This window comes from Paracoccus salsus, from assembly GCF_021556615.1.
Taxonomy (GTDB): Bacteria; Pseudomonadota; Alphaproteobacteria; order Rhodobacterales; family Rhodobacteraceae; genus Paracoccus; species Paracoccus salsus.
The window spans coordinates 472,362-487,844 of the sequence record NZ_JAKGGD010000001.1 but is presented as its reverse complement, the minus strand read 5'-3'; the positions used below and the strand labels follow the sequence as shown (position 1 = coordinate 487,844).

Below are 15,483 nucleotides of genomic sequence, written 5' to 3'. Positions count from 1 at the left end.
GGAACCTGACATGAAAAGCTATACTCTGCGCGTCACCTGCGCCTCGACCCGCGGCATCGTGGCAGCGATTTCGGGCCTGGTTGCGGCCCAGGATTGCAACATCACCGACAGCGCGCAGTTTGACGATTCCGAGACCGGCCGCTTTTTCATGCGGATGAGCTTTCGGTCCGAGGGCGATGCGAAGCTGGCCGATCTTCAGGCGGCGTTCAAGCCGGTCGCCGAGAAATTCGGGATGGAGGTCGAGATCACCGATGATGCGGTGAAGAAGAAGGTTCTCATCATGGTCTCGCGTTTCGGGCACTGCCTGAACGACCTTCTGTACCGCTGGCGCATCGGCGCGCTGCCCATCGACATCGTCGGTGTGATCTCGAACCACCACGAATATCAGAAGGTTGTCGTGAACCACGACATTCCGTTCCACATGATCCGGGTCACCCCCGAGAACAAGCCCGCGGCCGAGGCACGGCAGATGGACCTGATCGAGGAGACCGGGGCGGAACTGATCGTGCTGGCGCGCTATATGCAGGTTCTCTCGGACCAGATGTGCCAGAAGATGTCCGGCCGGATCATCAACATCCACCATTCCTTCCTGCCCAGCTTCAAGGGCGCCAATCCCTACAAGCAGGCCTATGAGCGCGGGGTCAAGCTGATCGGCGCGACGTCCCATTATGTCACGGCCGATCTGGACGAGGGGCCGATCATCGAACAGGACACCGTCCGGGTGACGCATGCGCAAAGCCCCGGCGATTACGTCTCGCTGGGTCGCGACGTGGAAAGCCAGGTGCTGTCGCGTGCGGTTCACGCGCATATCCATGGCCGTGTGTTTCTGAACAGCGCGAAGACCGTGGTCTTCCCGGCCTCGCCCGGCAGCTACGTCAGCGAACGGATGGGATGATCCCTGCCGCGGCCGCGGCCGCGTCGCGGGTCGGTTTCGGCGGTGGGGGGCGTTGCGCCCCCGGCCGCGCGCGCCATGCGCCGTCCCTCGCAGGACATGTCCGCCAAGGCAAATTCCTTGAACGCGTCTCGACGGTCACCTGGCAGTCCAGGTCTTTCGGGACAGGCGGGCAAGGAAGCTGACCGTTCGGCGCAAAACGCCCCGTTTCCGTGCGGAAACGGGGCGTCGGTCGGCCTTGTGCCGGTCAAAGCATCCCGGGGGCGCCCCGAAGGGATGCGGACGGCGCCCCCGCTTCTTTCCTATTGCGGAATTTCGGCCGTGATGCCTTCGACGTAGAAGTTCATGCCGGACAGTTCTTCATCGGTCGCAACCTGACCTTCGGCCAGCCAGGCGCTGCCGTCGGCCTTGTTCAGCGGTCCGGTGAAGGGATGGTATTCCCCCGAGGCGATCTGGTCCTTCAGCGCCAGCGCCTCTTGCTTGACCTCTGCGGGCACGGCGTCGGTGATCTCGCCGATCTCGACCTCGCCCTCGGCAATGCCGGCCCAGGTGGCCTTGGATGTCCAGCTGCCGTCCAGCATCGCTCCGACGCGCTCGATGTAATAGGGCGCCCAGTTGTCGATGATCGACGAGACCCGCGGCGAGGGCTTGAAGGCAGCCATGTCGCTGGCCTGGCCAAAGCCGATCGCACCGGCCTCTTGCGCCTTCGCCAGCGGAGCGGTCGAATCGGTGTGTTGCAGGATCACGTCCACCCCTTCGGCCAGCAGCGCCGAGGCGGCGTCAGCCTCTTTCGCGGGGTCGAACCAGCTATAGGCCCAGACGACCTTCATCTCGACCTCGGGGTTGACCTTTCGAGCGTGGATGAAGCTGGAATTGATGCCCTGGATCACTTCGGGGATGGGGAACGACCCGATATAGCCGATCTTGTTCGATTCCGTCATCCGGCCGGCGATGGTGCCCATGACCGCGCGTCCTTCGTAGAAGCGCGCGTCATAGGTCGCAACATTATCGGCGCGCTTGTAGCCGGTGGCATGCTCGAATTTGACGTCCGGGAACTTGGCGGCGACATTCATCACCGGGTCCATGAAGCCGAAGCTGGTCGCGAAGATCAGCGTGTTGCCGGCCAGCGCCAGCTGGGTCAATGCGCGTTCGGCGTCGGCGCCTTCCGGCACGCTTTCGATGAAGGTGGTTTCCACCCGGTCGCCATATTCTGCCTCGATCGCCTGGCGGCCCAGATCATGCTGATAGGTCCAGCCGCCGTCGCCCACCGGACCGACATAGATGAATCCTACCTTCAGCGGTTCGTCCTGCGCGAATGCCGGTGCGGCGAGGCTGATCGCCATCATGGCGGCGACACTGGTAACAAGGTCTCTGCGGTTCATGTTTTTCCTCTCTGTTGGCGCCCTGCGTTCAGCGCAGGGCGTGGAAGTTCTGGCCGAGCGAACCGGGTGCTGCCCCACCCGCGCGGCGGCTGAATTTCTGCCGGGCCGATATCAGCACCAGCACGATGATCGTGGCAAGATAGGGCGCCATCGACAGAAGCTGGACGGGCACCTTGATTCCCGCAGCCTGCAGGCGCAGTTGCAGCACGGTAACCCCGCCGAAAAGCCAGGCCCCGGCCAGGACGCCAACCGCCGTCCAGTTGGAAAACACCACGATCGCAAGCGCGATCCAGCCGGCACCGGCGGTCATGCCCTCGGTCCATTGCAGCACCGTGGCGATCGAGATGAAAGCGCCCCCGACGCCGGCCATCGCTCCGCCGAAGGCGATCGCCGCGCCGCGGACCAGATGCACCGGATAGCCCAGGGCATGGGCGGCGTCATGGTTCTCGCCCACGCCGCGCAGGATCAGCCCGGCGCGCGAGCGGTTGAGGAACCACCAGATCAGCGGCACCATCGCCAGCCCCAGCCAGACGATCCAGCTGATCCCCAGCGGGCCGGCGGTCATCGAGGGGGCCTTGATCCCCTCCAGCGGCTTGCCGAACAAGGCGGCAAGCCCCAGCCCGAACAGCGTCAGCGCCAGTCCCGATGCCACCTGGTTTGCCAGCAGCACCTGCGTCAGCAGCGCGAACAGCAGCGAGATCGCGGCCCCGCCGACAGCCGCTGCCAGGAAACCCACAAACGGATTGCCCGTCGCATGGGCGGCTGCGAAGCCGGACAATGCCCCGGCGATCATCATCCCTTCGACGCCCAGGTTCAGAACGCCCGCGCGTTCGACGACCAACTCGCCCAGGGCCGCGAACAGGATCGGCGTGGCGGCGGCCACAAGCAGCAGGAAGACCGAGAGCGGATCGATCATGCGGTGATCCTCCGGGCGATGCGGAAGCGGGTCAGCAGATCGAAGCCGAGCAGAAAGAACAGCAGCATCCCCTGAAAGACCTGCACCGTCGCCGCCGGCAGTTGCAGTGTCAACTGCGCCAGTTCGCCACCGATATAGGTCAGCGCCAGCAACAGTCCGGCCAGCAGGATGCCGACCGGATGCAGCCGCCCCAGGAAGGCCACGATGATCGCGGTGAATCCGTAGCCGGTGCCGAACTTGTCGGTGATCTGTCCTGCCGGGCCTGCGGCCTCGAACAGGCCCGCCATGCCCGCGAGCGCGCCGGACAGGCCAAGGCAGAAGGCGACCAGCGTCTGCGGCCGGACGCCGGCGAAGCGGGCCGCACGCGGTGCAAGGCCCGCCGCGCGGATGTGAAAGCCGCGGATATGGCGGCTCATCAGGAACCATGTCGCCAGAACCGCGACCGCCGCAGCGACCACGCCCCAGTGCGCGCCGGTGCCCGCGACCAGTTCCGGGTTCGCTGCCGCCGGGTATTGCTGAAGATTGCGCGAGCCGGGAAAGCCGAAGCCTTCGGGGTTTTTCATCGGCCCGAAGGCCATCCAGGCGGCGACCTTCTGCGCGACATAGACCAGCATCAGCGAGACGAGGATCTCGGAGGCCCCGAACCAGTTTCTCAGCAGCGCCGGCACCATCCCCCAGGCCCAGCCCCCCAGCGCGCCGGCCAGGACCATCGCCGGAAAGATCCACATGCCTTCGGCCGGATAGGCGGCCAGCGCGACGGCCGCACCGGTGACGCCGCCGATGATGTATTGCCCCTCGGCGCCGATATTCCAGATCCCGGCCCGAAAGCCGATGGCCAGGCCCGAAGCGATGAGGATCAGCGGCGCGGCCTTCACCAGCAGTTGCGGCCGCGAATAGCCCGAGGCCGCACCGAAGATCGGGTCCCAGAAGATCGTGCGGATCGCGGCGAACGGGTCGTGGCCCATGATTGCAAACAGCGTGCCGCCTGCGACCATCGTGGCCAGCACCGCCAGCAGTGGGGTCGCCAGCTGCCATGCGGCCGAGTTCTCGGTACGCGGAACCAGACGGATCATATCTGCGCCACCTCCATGCCATGCGCGCCGCCCAGCAGCAGGCCGATTTCGTCGATGCCGAGATTTTCGGTCGGGCGTGGATCGGACAGCCGCCCCTCGTTCAGGGCGCAGAAACGGTCCGACAGTTCCAGCAGCTCGTCCAGATCCTGACTGATGACGATGATGCCCGCGCCCTGGCGTGCCAGATCGAGCAGCGACTGGCGGACCGCGGTCGCGGCACCGGCATCGACGCCCCAGGTGGGCTGGTTGACGACCAGCACGCGCGGCGACTGCAGGACCTCGCGGCCGATGACGAATTTCTGCAGGTTGCCGCCCGACAGCGCCCGCGCGGCGGTTCCGGGGCCGGGTGTGCGGACGTCAAAGACGCGGATGATCTCTTCGGCATAGGCGCGCGCGGCCCCCCGGTCGATCAGCCCGCGCCTGACCAGCGACTTGCGGCGCCCTGCGGTGAGCAATGTGTTCTCGGTCAGGCTGAAATCCGGCACCGCGGCATGGCCCAGCCGATCCTCGGGCGCGGCCAGCAGTCCGGCGACGCGCCGGGCCTGCGGGCTGGCCGCGGACAGGTCGCGTCCTTCCAGCGTGATCGCACCGGGCTGGCTGCGCATCTCGCCGGACAGGGCGGCCAGCAATTCGTCCTGGCCGTTCCCGGCGACCCCGCCGATGCCCAGGATCTCGCCGGCGCGCAGGGTCAGGTTCACGGATTTGAGCGCGGTGCCTTCGGCGTTCGGGGCGGGCAGGGACAGGCCGCTGACCTCCAGCAGGACCGGGCCCGTCCGTCGGCCGCTGCGGTCGATCCGGCGCATCTCGCCGCCGACCATCATCGCGGCCAGTTCGCGCGCGCTGTGGGCGCGGGGATCGCAGCTGTCCACCACGCAACCATGGCGCAGGATCGTGGCGCTGTCGCAATGGCTGCGGATTTCCTCGAGCTTGTGGCTGATATAAAGGATCGCGGTGCCGCGGTCGGCCAGCTTGCGCAGCGTCTCGAACAGCAATTCGGCCTCTTGCGGGGTCAGCACGCTGGTCGGCTCGTCCATGATCAGAAGTCGCGGATCCTGCAACAGGCAGCGAATGATCTCGACCCTCTGGCGTTCGCCCGCCGACAGGGTGACGACGCGTCGCGCGGGATCGAGGGGCAGGCCGAAATCGTGGCTGACCTTGGTGATGCGGGCCGACAGCGCGCGGCGGGGCGGCGGGTTCTCCATCCCCAGTGCGATGTTCTCGGCCACCGTCATCGCATCGAACAGCGAGAAATGCTGGAATACCATCGCCACGCCGGCCGCACGTGCGGCGCGCGGATCGCCCGGTCGATGGGACTCGCCGTTGAGGAACATCTGTCCGTCATCGGGTTGCACCAGACCATAGATCATCTTGACCAGCGTGGACTTGCCGGCACCGTTCTCGCCCAGCAGCGCGTGGATCTCGCCCGGCGCGACGTGGAAGGACACGTCGTCGTTCGCGCGAACGCCCGGATAGGACTTGCCGATGCCCTCGGCGCGGAACACCGCATCTGCCACCAAATTTGTCCCTCCGGTCAAAACCTTGTCATGCATAGCGCGCCGCACCGGCTTTGGGCAATTGCGCTGTTTGGTCAGGCTGCGATAACGTCCCGCCCATGGTGACAGCATATCCCCGATTCATCCATCTGCGGACCCATTCCGAGCATTCCCTGCTGGAAGGCGCCATTCCCGTGGGCAAGCTGCCCGGCCTTGCGGCGGATGGCGGCATGCCCGCCGTGGCGCTGACCGACACCAATGTCATGTTCGCGGCGCTGGAGTTCAGCGTGAAGGCGGTGGAAAAGGGTGTGCAGCCGATCGTCGGCTGCCAGATCACTCTGGCGGCCGAGGCGACCGGACCCGTCGTGCTCCTGGCGCAGAACCACGAGGGCTGGCTGAATCTGATGGCGCTGTCGTCCTGCCTTTATCTGCGCGAGGGCGGTGCGCTGCCGCATGCCTCGCTGGACGAGCTTTGCGACCACGCCGAAGGGCTGATCTGCCTGACCGGCGGTGCGACCGGGCCCGTCGGCCTTCTGATCGCGCAGGGCCAGACGGACAAGGCCCGTGCGCTGGCCGAGCGGCTGGCCGTGGCCTTTCCGACGCGGCTTTATATCGAACTTCAGCGCCATCCGGGCGAAAACGGCCAGTTGATGCCGGCCGAGGCTGCCAGCGAGGCGGGGCTGATCGACCTGGCCTATGCGCGGGAATTGCCGCTTGTCGCAACGAATGACGTCTACTTCCCGAAACCCGACCTCTACGAGGCGCATGACGCACTGATCTGCATCGCGGAAAAGGCCTATGTGGACCAGTCGCAGCCGCGTCGCCGCCTGACGCCGCAGCATTACTTCAAGTCTCCCGAAGAGATGGCGGTGCTTTTCGCCGACCTGCCCGAGGCGCTGGACAACACGGTCGAGATCGCCCGTCGCTGCGCCTTTGCCGTCAGCCGGCACAAGCCGATCCTGCCCCGCTTTGCCGATGACGAGGTGGCCGAGTTGCGGCGGCAGGCCAAGACAGGCCTCGAGGCGCGGCTGAAGGTCATCCCGCATGCCGTCCCGGTCGAGGACTATCAGGCGCGGCTGGAGTTCGAGCTGGGCATCATCGAGCAGATGGGCTTTCCCGGCTACTTCCTGATCGTGGCGGATTTCATCCGGTGGGCCAAGGAACACGACATCCCGGTCGGGCCGGGACGGGGTTCGGGCGCGGGCAGCCTCGTGGCCTATGCGCTGACGATCACCGACCTCGATCCGTTGCGCTATTCACTGCTGTTCGAGCGGTTCCTGAACCCCGAACGCGTCTCGATGCCGGATTTCGACATCGATTTCTGCATGGATCGGCGCGAAGAGGTGATCCGCTACGTTCAGGAGAAATACGGCAAGGAAAAGGTCGGCCAGATCATCACCTTCGGCGCGCTGCTGTCCAAGGCCGCCGTCCGCGATGTGGGCAGGGTGCTGCAGCTGCCCTTCGGGCAGGTGGACCGGCTGTCGAAGATGATCCCGGTCGAGGGGGTGAAGCCGGTCAGCATCGCCAAGGCCCGCGCCGAGGAGCCGCGCCTGCGCGAGGCCGCGAAGGAAGAGGTGGTCGGGCGGCTGCTGGACTATGCCGAAAAGATCGAGGGGCTTTACCGGAACGCCTCCACCCACGCCGCGGGGGTGGTGATCGGGGACCGCCCGCTGGACCGGCTTGTGCCGCTTTACAGGGACCCGGCATCCGACATGCCGGCCACGCAGTTCAACATGAAATGGGTCGAGCAGGCCGGGCTGGTGAAGTTCGACTTCCTGGGGCTGAAGACCCTGACGGTGATCCAGAACGCCGTCGATCTGATCAATGGTGGCGGTCGGCCGCTGCATCTTGCCGCGGACGGGCGCAGGCTCTACGACCCGCCCGAGGGAACCGAGAACCAGATCAACACCATCCCGCTGGACGACAAGGCCAGCTATGACCTGTTCGCCAGCGCGCGGACCGTGGCGGTGTTCCAGGTCGAAAGCAGCGGCATGATGGACGCGCTGCGGCGCATGAAACCCACCTGTATCGAGGATATCGTCGCGCTGGTGGCGCTGTATCGCCCCGGCCCGATGGAGAACATCCCGACCTATTGCGACGTGAAGAACGGTGCCCGCGCGCTGGAATCGATCCATCCCAGCATCGACCACATCCTGGCCGAGACGCAGGGCATCATCGTCTATCAGGAACAGGTGATGCAGATCGCGCAGGTGATGGCGGGTTACAGCCTTGGCGGTGCCGACCTGCTGCGCCGCGCGATGGGCAAGAAGATCGCCGCCGAGATGGCCAGGGAACGCCCCAAATTCGTCAAGGGCAGCATCGAGAACGGCGTGCCCGAGAAAAAGGCCGGCGAGGTCTTCGACCTGCTGGAAAAATTCGCCAATTACGGCTTCAACAAATCCCACGCTGCGGCCTATGCGGTGGTCAGCTACCAGACCGCCTGGCTGAAGGCGAACCACCCGGTCGAGTTCATGGCCGCGGTGATGAACTGCGATATCCACCTGACGGACAAGCTGGCGATCTACAAACGCGAATGCGACCGGATGGGGATCGAGATCGTTCCGCCCTGCGTCAGCCGCTCGGCCCCGACCTTCACGGTCCGTGACGGTCGCATCCATTACGCGCTGGGGGCGCTGAAAGGCGTGGGCGTCGAGGCGATGCGACTGGTCCACGAGGCCCGAGGGGCGGGCGAGGGTGGCGGCGCGCCCTTCCGCGACATGATCGACTTCGCCCGCCGGGTGGACATGAGGCGCGTGGGCAAGCGACCGCTGGAGATGCTGGCCCGCGCCGGCGCATTCGACCTGATGGACGACAACCGGGCGCGGGTGCTGAAATCGCTGGACGGGCTGGTCGCCTGGTCCGCGGCGGTGCAGCAGCAGGCGGCCTCGTCGCAAACCTCGCTGTTCGGCGGCGGCGAGGATCTGCCGCCACCGCGACCGGCGCTGGCGCAGGTCTGGCTGCCGGCCGAGAAGCTGGGTGAAGAACACAAGGCGATCGGCTTCTACCTGTCCGGTCATCCGCTGGACGACTATCTGCCGGCGCTGAAACGCAAGAAGGTCCAGACCCTGGCCGAGATCAGCATCGAGGCGGCAGGCGGACCGCTGGTCACGTCGATCGCGGGAACCGTGGCCGCGCGCATGGAGCGGAAATCGGCCAAGGGCACGCAATACGCCTTTGTCAGCCTGTCCGATCCGACCGGTCTTTACGAGGTGACCGTGTTTTCGGACCTGCTGAACGCGGCGCGCGACCGGCTTGAGCCGGGCGAGAACGTCGTCCTGCAGGTCAAGGTCGAACCCTCGGGCGACCAGGTGAAGCTGCTGGCCAATTCCGTGACCCGGCTGGAAGACGCGGTGGCGGATGCCGGTGCGGGCTGTCTGGCGGTCGAGATGCAGGGCGCCGACACGATCCCGCGCCTGGCCGAGGTGTTGGGACGCATCCAGACCGAAATCCGGGTCCCTTCACGCTCGCGCGGGCCGGTGCTGCTGCGGCTGCGCGAGGGCGACGAACTGATCGAGATCGAGATCGCCAACGATGCGCCGCTGACAACGCCCGCGCGCCAGGCGCTGCGGGCGATTCCGGGCGTTCTGGATGTCGTCGAGGAATAGGGCGGGCTGACGCGGCTGGAGCCCGCGCCTATTCGCGATGCTCGCGTTCGTCCTGTCCGATTTCGGGATCGGCATCCATCAGGCTGCTATCGGCTGAATCGCCGAACGTGGCCCAGTTGCGGTCCTCGCCCGGATCGGGCAGTTCTTCGGGGTTCCATGTCAGGTGCATGTTGGTCTTGGCGATCATCAGGCCGGTGATCGGCGCGGTCAGGAACAGGAACAGCGTGATCATCAGTTCGTGCCAGCTGGGATGGTCCCCGAAGAAGAAGAACCAGGCAAGCGAGGCCAGCAGCACGCCGCCGACCCCCAGCGTGGCCGCCTTGGTCGGCGCGTGCAGACGTGTCATCTGGTCGGGCAGCTTGACCAGTCCGTACGAGCCGACGAATCCGAAGATGCCGGATATGACCAACATCGCCGCCACGATGATTTCCCCAAGAAGTTCCACGGTCATCTCTCCTTACTCGATCACGTCGCCGCGCAGCAGAAACTTGGCATAGGCCACGGTCGAGACAAAGCCGACCATCGCGAACAGCATCATGATCTCGAAATACATCGTCGTGTTGTGCAGGATGCCGAACAGCGCGATCAGCGCGATCATGTTGATGGCCAGCGTGTCCAGCGCCAGGATCCGATCACCGACGCCGGGCGCGAAGACCACCCTGTAGAGGCAGAACAACTGCCCCATGCCGAAGGCGCCGAAAGCGAAATAAAGCGCGTACTGGATCATTCGAAGATCTCCTTCAGCCGGGCCTCGTAGCGGTTCTTGATGTCGAGGATGACGGATTCGGGGTCGGGCGCATGCAGGCAATGCACCAGCAGCGCGTGGCCATCCTGCGACAGGTCCGAGCTGACGGTTCCCGGCGTCAGCGTGATCGTGCCAGCCAGCACCGTGATCGCCTCGGGCGAGTGCAGGTCAAGCGGTATGGTGATCCAGGCCGGCTGCAACTTGCGGTTCGGCTTGAACAGCACGATCATCGCCACCTGCACATTGGCGATGACGATGTCCATCAGCACCAGCAGCATGTAGGCGGCGATCTTGACCGGGTTGCGCAACCGCGCCCGGTCCGGCCAGTACGGCGCGGTCAGGGCCGGGATCGCGATGCTCAGCAGCACCGCGAAGACCAGCGAACCCCACGCGAACCGGTTGACCAGCAGCATCCAGACAAGCACCAGAACCGCCGACAGATAGGGGTGGGGAAACAGGCGGCGGATCATTTCGAACCCTCCTGCTGGCGCAGCACCGATTCATAATAGAGCTGGGGATTGGCAAGCTGGTCGGCGGTAGCCTGAAGATAGCGGGTCAGCGGTCCCGCGAACAGCGTCAGCGCCACCGCGCCGGCAAGCAGCATGCCCGTCGACACGAAGGACAGCCATGGCGCGGCCGAATCGTCCACGTCCTGGATCGGCTCGTCGGTCTCCAGCTTGGGCGGGATCGCGCCACGGACGGGCGCTTCGCCCTCGTCGGTGTCGTTGCCCGGCTCGGGGTCCATCTCGTGGGTCTTCCAGAACAGGATCGAACCCGCGCGCGCGAACCCCACCAGCGCGATCAGCGAGGTGACCAGAATCGTGCCCCAGATCCAGGTCTGCCACGGGTCGTCGGCGGTGGCGTCGAGGATCATCAGCTTGCCCAGGAAGCCCGACAGCGGCGGAAGCCCGACCACCGCGATGCCGGTCAGGAAGAACAGGGCAGAGATCAGCCCGGTGTTCCGGATCGCAGGCCGCAGGCGCAGCCAGAAATCGCCGCCGCGGCGGGCCGCGATCATGTCCACGACCAGGAACAGCGCCGCGCCCGCCAGCGTCGAGTGGATCATGTAGTAAAGACCCGCCGTCAGCCCCTGCGCGTCGAAGCGGGCCACCGCGATCATCAGCGTGCCGATCGAGGCGATCGCGGCGAAGGCGGCAAGCCGTGTCAGGCTGCGGGTGCCCAGGACACCGATCTGCCCCAGCGCCAGGGTGATCAGCGCGGCGGGCAGGATCAGGTCGGTGGCGATGGTCTCGATGACGGAATCCGCGGGAAAGACCAGGGTGAAGAAGCGGATGATCGCGTAGACGCCGACTTTCGACATGATCGCGAACAATGCCGCGACGGGGCCGGGCGCGTTGGCATAGGTCGAGGGCAGCCAGAAATGCAGCGGCACGATGGCGGCCTTGATCGCGAAGACCAGCAGCAGCAGCACCGCCCCGGTCCGCAGCAGGGCGGAATCCTCGGCCGGCATCTGGGCGACGCGCTCGGCCATGTCGGCCATGTTCAGCGTGCCCGTGACGGCATAGAGCGTCCCCAGCGCGGCCAGGAACAGCGCCGATCCGGCCAGGTTGTAGCTGATATACTGCACGCCCGCGCGCAGCCGCATCGGACCGCCGCCATGGATCATCAGCCCGTAGCTGGCAATCAGCAGAACCTCGAAGAACACGAACAGGTTGAAGGCGTCGCCGGTCAGGAACGCGCCGTTCAGCCCCATCAGCTGGAACAGCCACAGCGAATGGAAATGCCAGCCCTTGCGATCCCAGCCAGAGCCGATGCCGTAAAGCTGGACGACCAGCGCCAGCACCGCCGTCAGGACCAGCATCAGCGCCGCCAGGCGATCCAGCATCAGGACGATCCCGAAGGGCGCCGGCCAGTTGCCGAGGCGATAGACGATGACCTCGCCACCCGCCGCCATGACGTGCAGCTTCAGCGCCACCGCAAGCGTCAGCAGGCTGCCGATGACGCCGAAGACGCGCTGTTGCAGCAGGTCGTGCCGCATCCACAGGATCATCAGCGGACCCAGCAACGCGGGAAGAAGGACCGGAGCGATCAGCCAGTGGTTCATGCGGTCTCGTCCTCGATCTGCTTGGCGTCGTCGATGGTCTTCAGCGGCGGCATCAGGCGATCTTCGTCGGGCATGTTGATGTGGTCGTCCCCGCCCTCGATAAAGGCGCCAAGCGCCATCATCACCACGACCGCCGTCATCCCGAACGAGATCACGATCGCGGTCAGCACCAGCGCCTGCGGCAACGGGTCGGTATAGACGTGGTTGCTGTCCACATCATGGGACAACAGGATGGGCGGCAGGTCCACGACCAGACGTCCGGAGGTGAAAAGGAAGGCGTTGATCGCATAGGTCAGCATGGTCATGCCAAGGACCACGGCGAAGGTCCGCAGCCGCAGGATCAGATAGACGCCCGCCGCCGTGATCGCGCCGATCGCCGACGCGACAAGGATTTCCATCAGTTCGCCTCCTTCGGCTGGTCTTCGTCGCTGAGGTCGATATCCATCGGCCTCGTGTTCACCGTCACGCCCGCCTTGCGCGCGATCCGGGACAGCGAATTCAGGGCAAGCATGACCGCGCCGACAACACACAGGAACACACCGAGGTCAAAGCCCATCGCCGTCGCCAGCTCGAACTCCTCGAGGAACGGCAGCTTGAAATAGCCATAGGCCGAGGTGAGGAACGGCTTGCCGTTGAACCAGGCACCGATCCCGGTCACGCCGGCTGCCACCACGCCAGCGCCGATCAGCGCGTGATAGGGCAGCCCCTGCCGGTCCTGCGCCCAGGCATAGCCCGATGCCATGTATTGCATCAGCAGCGCGACCGCGACCACCAGGCCCGCGATGAAGCCGCCGCCGGGCAGGTTGTGGCCGCGCAGGAAGATGTAGATACCCACCACCAGCGAGATCGGCAGGATGACCCGCGTCGCGATCACCAGCATCAGCGGATGGCGGTCGCCCGCGCGGCGATGGTCGTGGACCCAGTTCAGCAGCCGCTTGGACGAGCGACCCTGAAGCAGGGTCTGGGTCAGCGCGAAGATGGCCAGCGCGGCGATGCCCAGCACGGTGATCTCGCCGAATGTGTCGTAGCCGCGGAAATCCACCAGGATCACGTTCACCACGTTGTCGCCCCCGCCCAGCTTGTAGCTGTTGGCGAGGTGATAGTCCGAGATCGTCGGGAAGGCGAAGTCGCGGCGCAGGACCGCATAGGTCAGCCCGCCAAAGCCAAGCCCTGCCAGCGTGGCGATGAAGGCGTCCCAGCCCCGATGCAGCGAGGAGGTTTCGGTCAGCGTCCGCTTTGGCAGGAAGTTCAGTGCCAGCAGCAGCAGGATGACCGTCACCACCTCGACCGAGATTTGCGTCAGCGCCAGGTCGGGGGCCGAGAAATACGCGAAGAAGATCGACACGACCAGACCGACGATGCCGACCAGCACCAGCGCCAGCACGCGGATGCGGTGGAAGAACACCATGCACCCGGTCGCCGCGATCGCCATCAGCCAGCCGATGAACGCAATTGGCTCGATCGGCAGCATCGGCCGCGTGACCGGTCCCGCGGACCCGGTATACCAGGCGATCCCGCCCGCGAACAGCGAGGCCAGCGTGAACGCCGCCAGCGCGCGCGGCATCGAGCCGTTGGTCAGCGCGTCGGTCAGCGCGCGCCCCATGAACACCACCCGCAGCACCAGCCAGTCAAAGATGGTCTTGGCATCCGGGCGCGGCGTGCGATCCCACAGGGCCAGCACCGGCCTGTGCATGGACAGCAGCACCGCGCCGCCGGCGATCGCGAGGATCGACATGATCAGTGCGTTGTTGACGCCGTGCCACAGATAGATGTCCGACTCGGTCACCTGCCCGGTCACGGCGCTTGCCGAAGCATCGACCAGCCAGCCGGCCATGGTGTTCGGAAACAACCCGATCAGGATGACCAGCACCACCAGCAGGGCCGGGCCGGCCCACAACCCGAAGCCCGGATCATGCGGATGATGGGGATAGTCGTCGCGCTGCGGCCCAAGGAAGACATGCACGATGAAGCGCAGCGAATAGCAGACCGAGAACAGCGCCGCTATGGTTGCCACGACCATGAATCCCTGCCGTGCCATGTCCAGATGATCGACCTCGTAGAGCATCATCTCCTTGGACAGGAAGCCGTTCAGAGGCGGAATGCCGGCCATCGACAGCGCCGCCACGGTGCCGATCAGGAAGGTGACCGGCATCAGCTTGCGCAGCCCGCCAAGACGCGCGATCGACCTTGTATGCGTCCCGTGGTCGATGATCCCGGCGGTCATGAACAGCGCGGCCTTGAAGGTCGCGTGGTTGATGATGTGGAAGACCGCGGCGATGGCTGCCTCGTGGGTGCCAAAGCCCAGCAGCATGGTGATCAGCCCCAGATGGCTGACGGTCGAGAAGGCCAGCAGCGCCTTGAGATCGTCCTTGAAGGTTGCGATCAGCGCGCCCAGCAGCATGGTGACGAGGCCGGTGGTCGCCACGATCCAGAACCATTCCGGCGTTCCCGACAGCACCGGCCACAGCCGCGCCATCAGGAACAGGCCGGCCTTCACCATCGTGGCGCTGTGCAGATAGGCGCTGACCGGAGTGGGTGCGGCCATCGCGTGCGGCAGCCAGAAATGGAAGGGAAACTGCGCCGACTTGGTGAAGGCGCCGATCAGGATCAGGATCAGCGCCGTCGTGTAATGGGGGCTGGACTGGATCGCCTCCCTGGCGTTCAGGATGTCGCTGATGTCGTAGCTGCCAGCGATCTGGCCCAGGATCAGCATGCCCGCAATCATCGCAAGCCCGCCCATGCCGGTGACGGCCAGCGCCATCCGGGCACCCTGACGGCCCGCCGGCAAGTGCCGCCAGTAACCGATCAACAGGAACGACGACAGCGAGGTCAGTTCCCAGAAGATCAGCAGAAGCAGGATGTTGTCGGACAGCACGATGCCGATCATCGCGCCCTGGAACAGCATCAGATAGGTGTAGAACTTGCCGATCGAATCCTGTCGCGACAGGTAGAAACGGGCATAGGTGATGATCAGAAGCCCGATGCCGAGGATCAGGATTCCGAACAGCAGGGCCAATCCATCGATGCGGAAATTCGCATTCAGCTGGATCAGCGGCAGCCATTCGAAACGCGCGGTGATGACCTCGCCGCGCATGATGGCGGGGATGTGCAGCAGCAGCCCCAGCAACGCCACGAATGTCGTCGTGCCGCATGCCGTGGCGGCGACGGTACGGCCGGAACGGATCAGCAGACCGGGCAGCAGCGCCCCGAGAAAGGGCAGCAGGGCGATGAGGGCTGGCGACATGGGTCCTCGTTCCTGTTGTTCTTTGTTTTTCCCTTTGTGTTTCCAATCGCGGGGGGGGAGTCAAGCCG

The 15,483-nt window shown here is 65.5% G+C and carries 12 protein-coding genes; 2 read left to right on the top strand and 10 right to left on the bottom strand.

All coding sequences use genetic code 11. The features are described 5' to 3' along the window. Positions 1-10: 10 nt before the first annotated feature. Entirely contained in the window at positions 11-895 is an 885-nt protein-coding gene (purU, locus tag L1965_RS02415) for a formyltetrahydrofolate deformylase (RefSeq protein WP_235754799.1), read from the top strand. Between the two features lie 299 nt (positions 896-1,194). On the opposite strand, the gene L1965_RS02410 is transcribed toward purU, so the two are convergent. Genes L1965_RS02410 through L1965_RS02395 form a run of 4 tightly spaced genes read right to left on the bottom strand, consistent with a single transcriptional unit; the run spans position 1,195 to position 5,813 of the window. After that, complete coding sequence (locus L1965_RS02410) at positions 1,195-2,274, bottom strand: BMP family ABC transporter substrate-binding protein (RefSeq protein WP_235754798.1); 1,080 nt, start codon at positions 2,272-2,274, stop codon at positions 1,195-1,197. A 28-nt stretch (positions 2,275-2,302) separates the two neighbouring features. Beyond that, the gene (locus L1965_RS02405; RefSeq protein ID WP_235754797.1) at positions 2,303-3,190 is read right to left on the bottom strand and encodes an ABC transporter permease; all 888 of its coding nucleotides are present in this window, start codon (positions 3,188-3,190) and stop codon (positions 2,303-2,305) included. Further along, complete coding sequence (locus L1965_RS02400) at positions 3,187-4,263, bottom strand: ABC transporter permease (protein ID WP_235754796.1); 1,077 nt, start codon at positions 4,261-4,263, stop codon at positions 3,187-3,189. Before L1965_RS02400 ends, L1965_RS02405 begins: the two co-directional genes overlap by 4 nt. Then, the gene (locus tag L1965_RS02395) at positions 4,260-5,813 is read right to left on the bottom strand and encodes an ABC transporter ATP-binding protein (RefSeq protein ID WP_235754795.1); all 1,554 of its coding nucleotides are present in this window, start codon (positions 5,811-5,813) and stop codon (positions 4,260-4,262) included. The genes L1965_RS02400 and L1965_RS02395 overlap by 4 nt, the downstream gene beginning before the upstream one ends. 62 nt (positions 5,814-5,875) lie before the next feature. Here L1965_RS02395 and dnaE point away from each other — a divergent pair, with 62 nt between their 5' ends. Next, positions 5,876-9,361 carry a DNA polymerase III subunit alpha gene (dnaE, locus tag L1965_RS02390; protein ID WP_241865382.1) on the top strand — a complete coding sequence of 1,162 codons (3,486 nt, stop codon included), beginning with the start codon at positions 5,876-5,878 and terminating at the stop codon, positions 9,359-9,361. Positions 9,362-9,389: 28 nt separating this feature from the next. Here dnaE and L1965_RS02385 read toward each other — a convergent pair whose 3' ends face one another. Genes L1965_RS02385 through L1965_RS02360 form a run of 6 tightly spaced genes read right to left on the bottom strand, consistent with a single transcriptional unit; the run spans position 9,390 to position 15,415 of the window. Further along, positions 9,390-9,812 (bottom strand): Na+/H+ antiporter subunit G, encoded by a 423-nt coding sequence (locus L1965_RS02385; RefSeq protein ID WP_235754794.1) that lies wholly within the window; start codon positions 9,810-9,812, stop codon positions 9,390-9,392. A gap of 6 nt (positions 9,813-9,818) precedes the next feature. Continuing rightward, positions 9,819-10,088, bottom strand: coding sequence for a K+/H+ antiporter subunit F (locus L1965_RS02380; protein WP_235754793.1), 270 nt, complete (start codon positions 10,086-10,088; stop codon positions 9,819-9,821). Further along, positions 10,085-10,576, bottom strand: a complete 492-nt coding sequence (locus L1965_RS02375; protein ID WP_235754792.1) for a Na+/H+ antiporter subunit E — start codon at positions 10,574-10,576, stop codon at positions 10,085-10,087. The genes L1965_RS02380 and L1965_RS02375 overlap by 4 nt, the downstream gene beginning before the upstream one ends. Continuing rightward, positions 10,573-12,171, bottom strand: coding sequence for a monovalent cation/H+ antiporter subunit D (locus L1965_RS02370; protein WP_235754791.1), 1,599 nt, complete (start codon positions 12,169-12,171; stop codon positions 10,573-10,575). The genes L1965_RS02375 and L1965_RS02370 overlap by 4 nt, the downstream gene beginning before the upstream one ends. Continuing rightward, positions 12,168-12,569, bottom strand: coding sequence for a Na+/H+ antiporter subunit C (locus tag L1965_RS02365; protein ID WP_235754790.1), 402 nt, complete (start codon positions 12,567-12,569; stop codon positions 12,168-12,170). The genes L1965_RS02370 and L1965_RS02365 overlap by 4 nt, the downstream gene beginning before the upstream one ends. Continuing rightward, the gene (locus L1965_RS02360) at positions 12,569-15,415 is read right to left on the bottom strand and encodes a monovalent cation/H+ antiporter subunit A (protein WP_235754789.1); all 2,847 of its coding nucleotides are present in this window, start codon (positions 15,413-15,415) and stop codon (positions 12,569-12,571) included. The genes L1965_RS02365 and L1965_RS02360 overlap by 1 nt, the downstream gene beginning before the upstream one ends. Positions 15,416-15,483 lie beyond the last annotated feature (68 nt).

Excerpts from the sequence above, each read along its gene's own strand:
- purU (WP_235754799.1), top strand. The coding sequence starts at position 11 with ATGAAAAGCTATACTCTGCGCGTCACCTGCGCCTCGACCCGCGGCATC.
- L1965_RS02410 (WP_235754798.1), bottom strand. The coding sequence starts at position 2,274 with ATGAACCGCAGAGACCTTGTTACCAGTGTCGCCGCCATGATGGCGATC.
- L1965_RS02405 (WP_235754797.1), bottom strand. The coding sequence starts at position 3,190 with ATGATCGATCCGCTCTCGGTCTTCCTGCTGCTTGTGGCCGCCGCCACG.
- L1965_RS02400 (WP_235754796.1), bottom strand. The coding sequence starts at position 4,263 with ATGATCCGTCTGGTTCCGCGTACCGAGAACTCGGCCGCATGGCAGCTG.
- L1965_RS02395 (WP_235754795.1), bottom strand. The coding sequence starts at position 5,813 with ATGCATGACAAGGTTTTGACCGGAGGGACAAATTTGGTGGCAGATGCG.
- dnaE (WP_241865382.1), top strand. The coding sequence starts at position 5,876 with ATGGTGACAGCATATCCCCGATTCATCCATCTGCGGACCCATTCCGAG.
- L1965_RS02385 (WP_235754794.1), bottom strand. The coding sequence starts at position 9,812 with ATGACCGTGGAACTTCTTGGGGAAATCATCGTGGCGGCGATGTTGGTC.
- L1965_RS02380 (WP_235754793.1), bottom strand. The coding sequence starts at position 10,088 with ATGATCCAGTACGCGCTTTATTTCGCTTTCGGCGCCTTCGGCATGGGG.
- L1965_RS02375 (WP_235754792.1), bottom strand. The coding sequence starts at position 10,576 with ATGATCCGCCGCCTGTTTCCCCACCCCTATCTGTCGGCGGTTCTGGTG.
- L1965_RS02370 (WP_235754791.1), bottom strand. The coding sequence starts at position 12,171 with ATGAACCACTGGCTGATCGCTCCGGTCCTTCTTCCCGCGTTGCTGGGT.
- L1965_RS02365 (WP_235754790.1), bottom strand. The coding sequence starts at position 12,569 with ATGGAAATCCTTGTCGCGTCGGCGATCGGCGCGATCACGGCGGCGGGC.
- L1965_RS02360 (WP_235754789.1), bottom strand. The coding sequence starts at position 15,415 with ATGTCGCCAGCCCTCATCGCCCTGCTGCCCTTTCTCGGGGCGCTGCTG.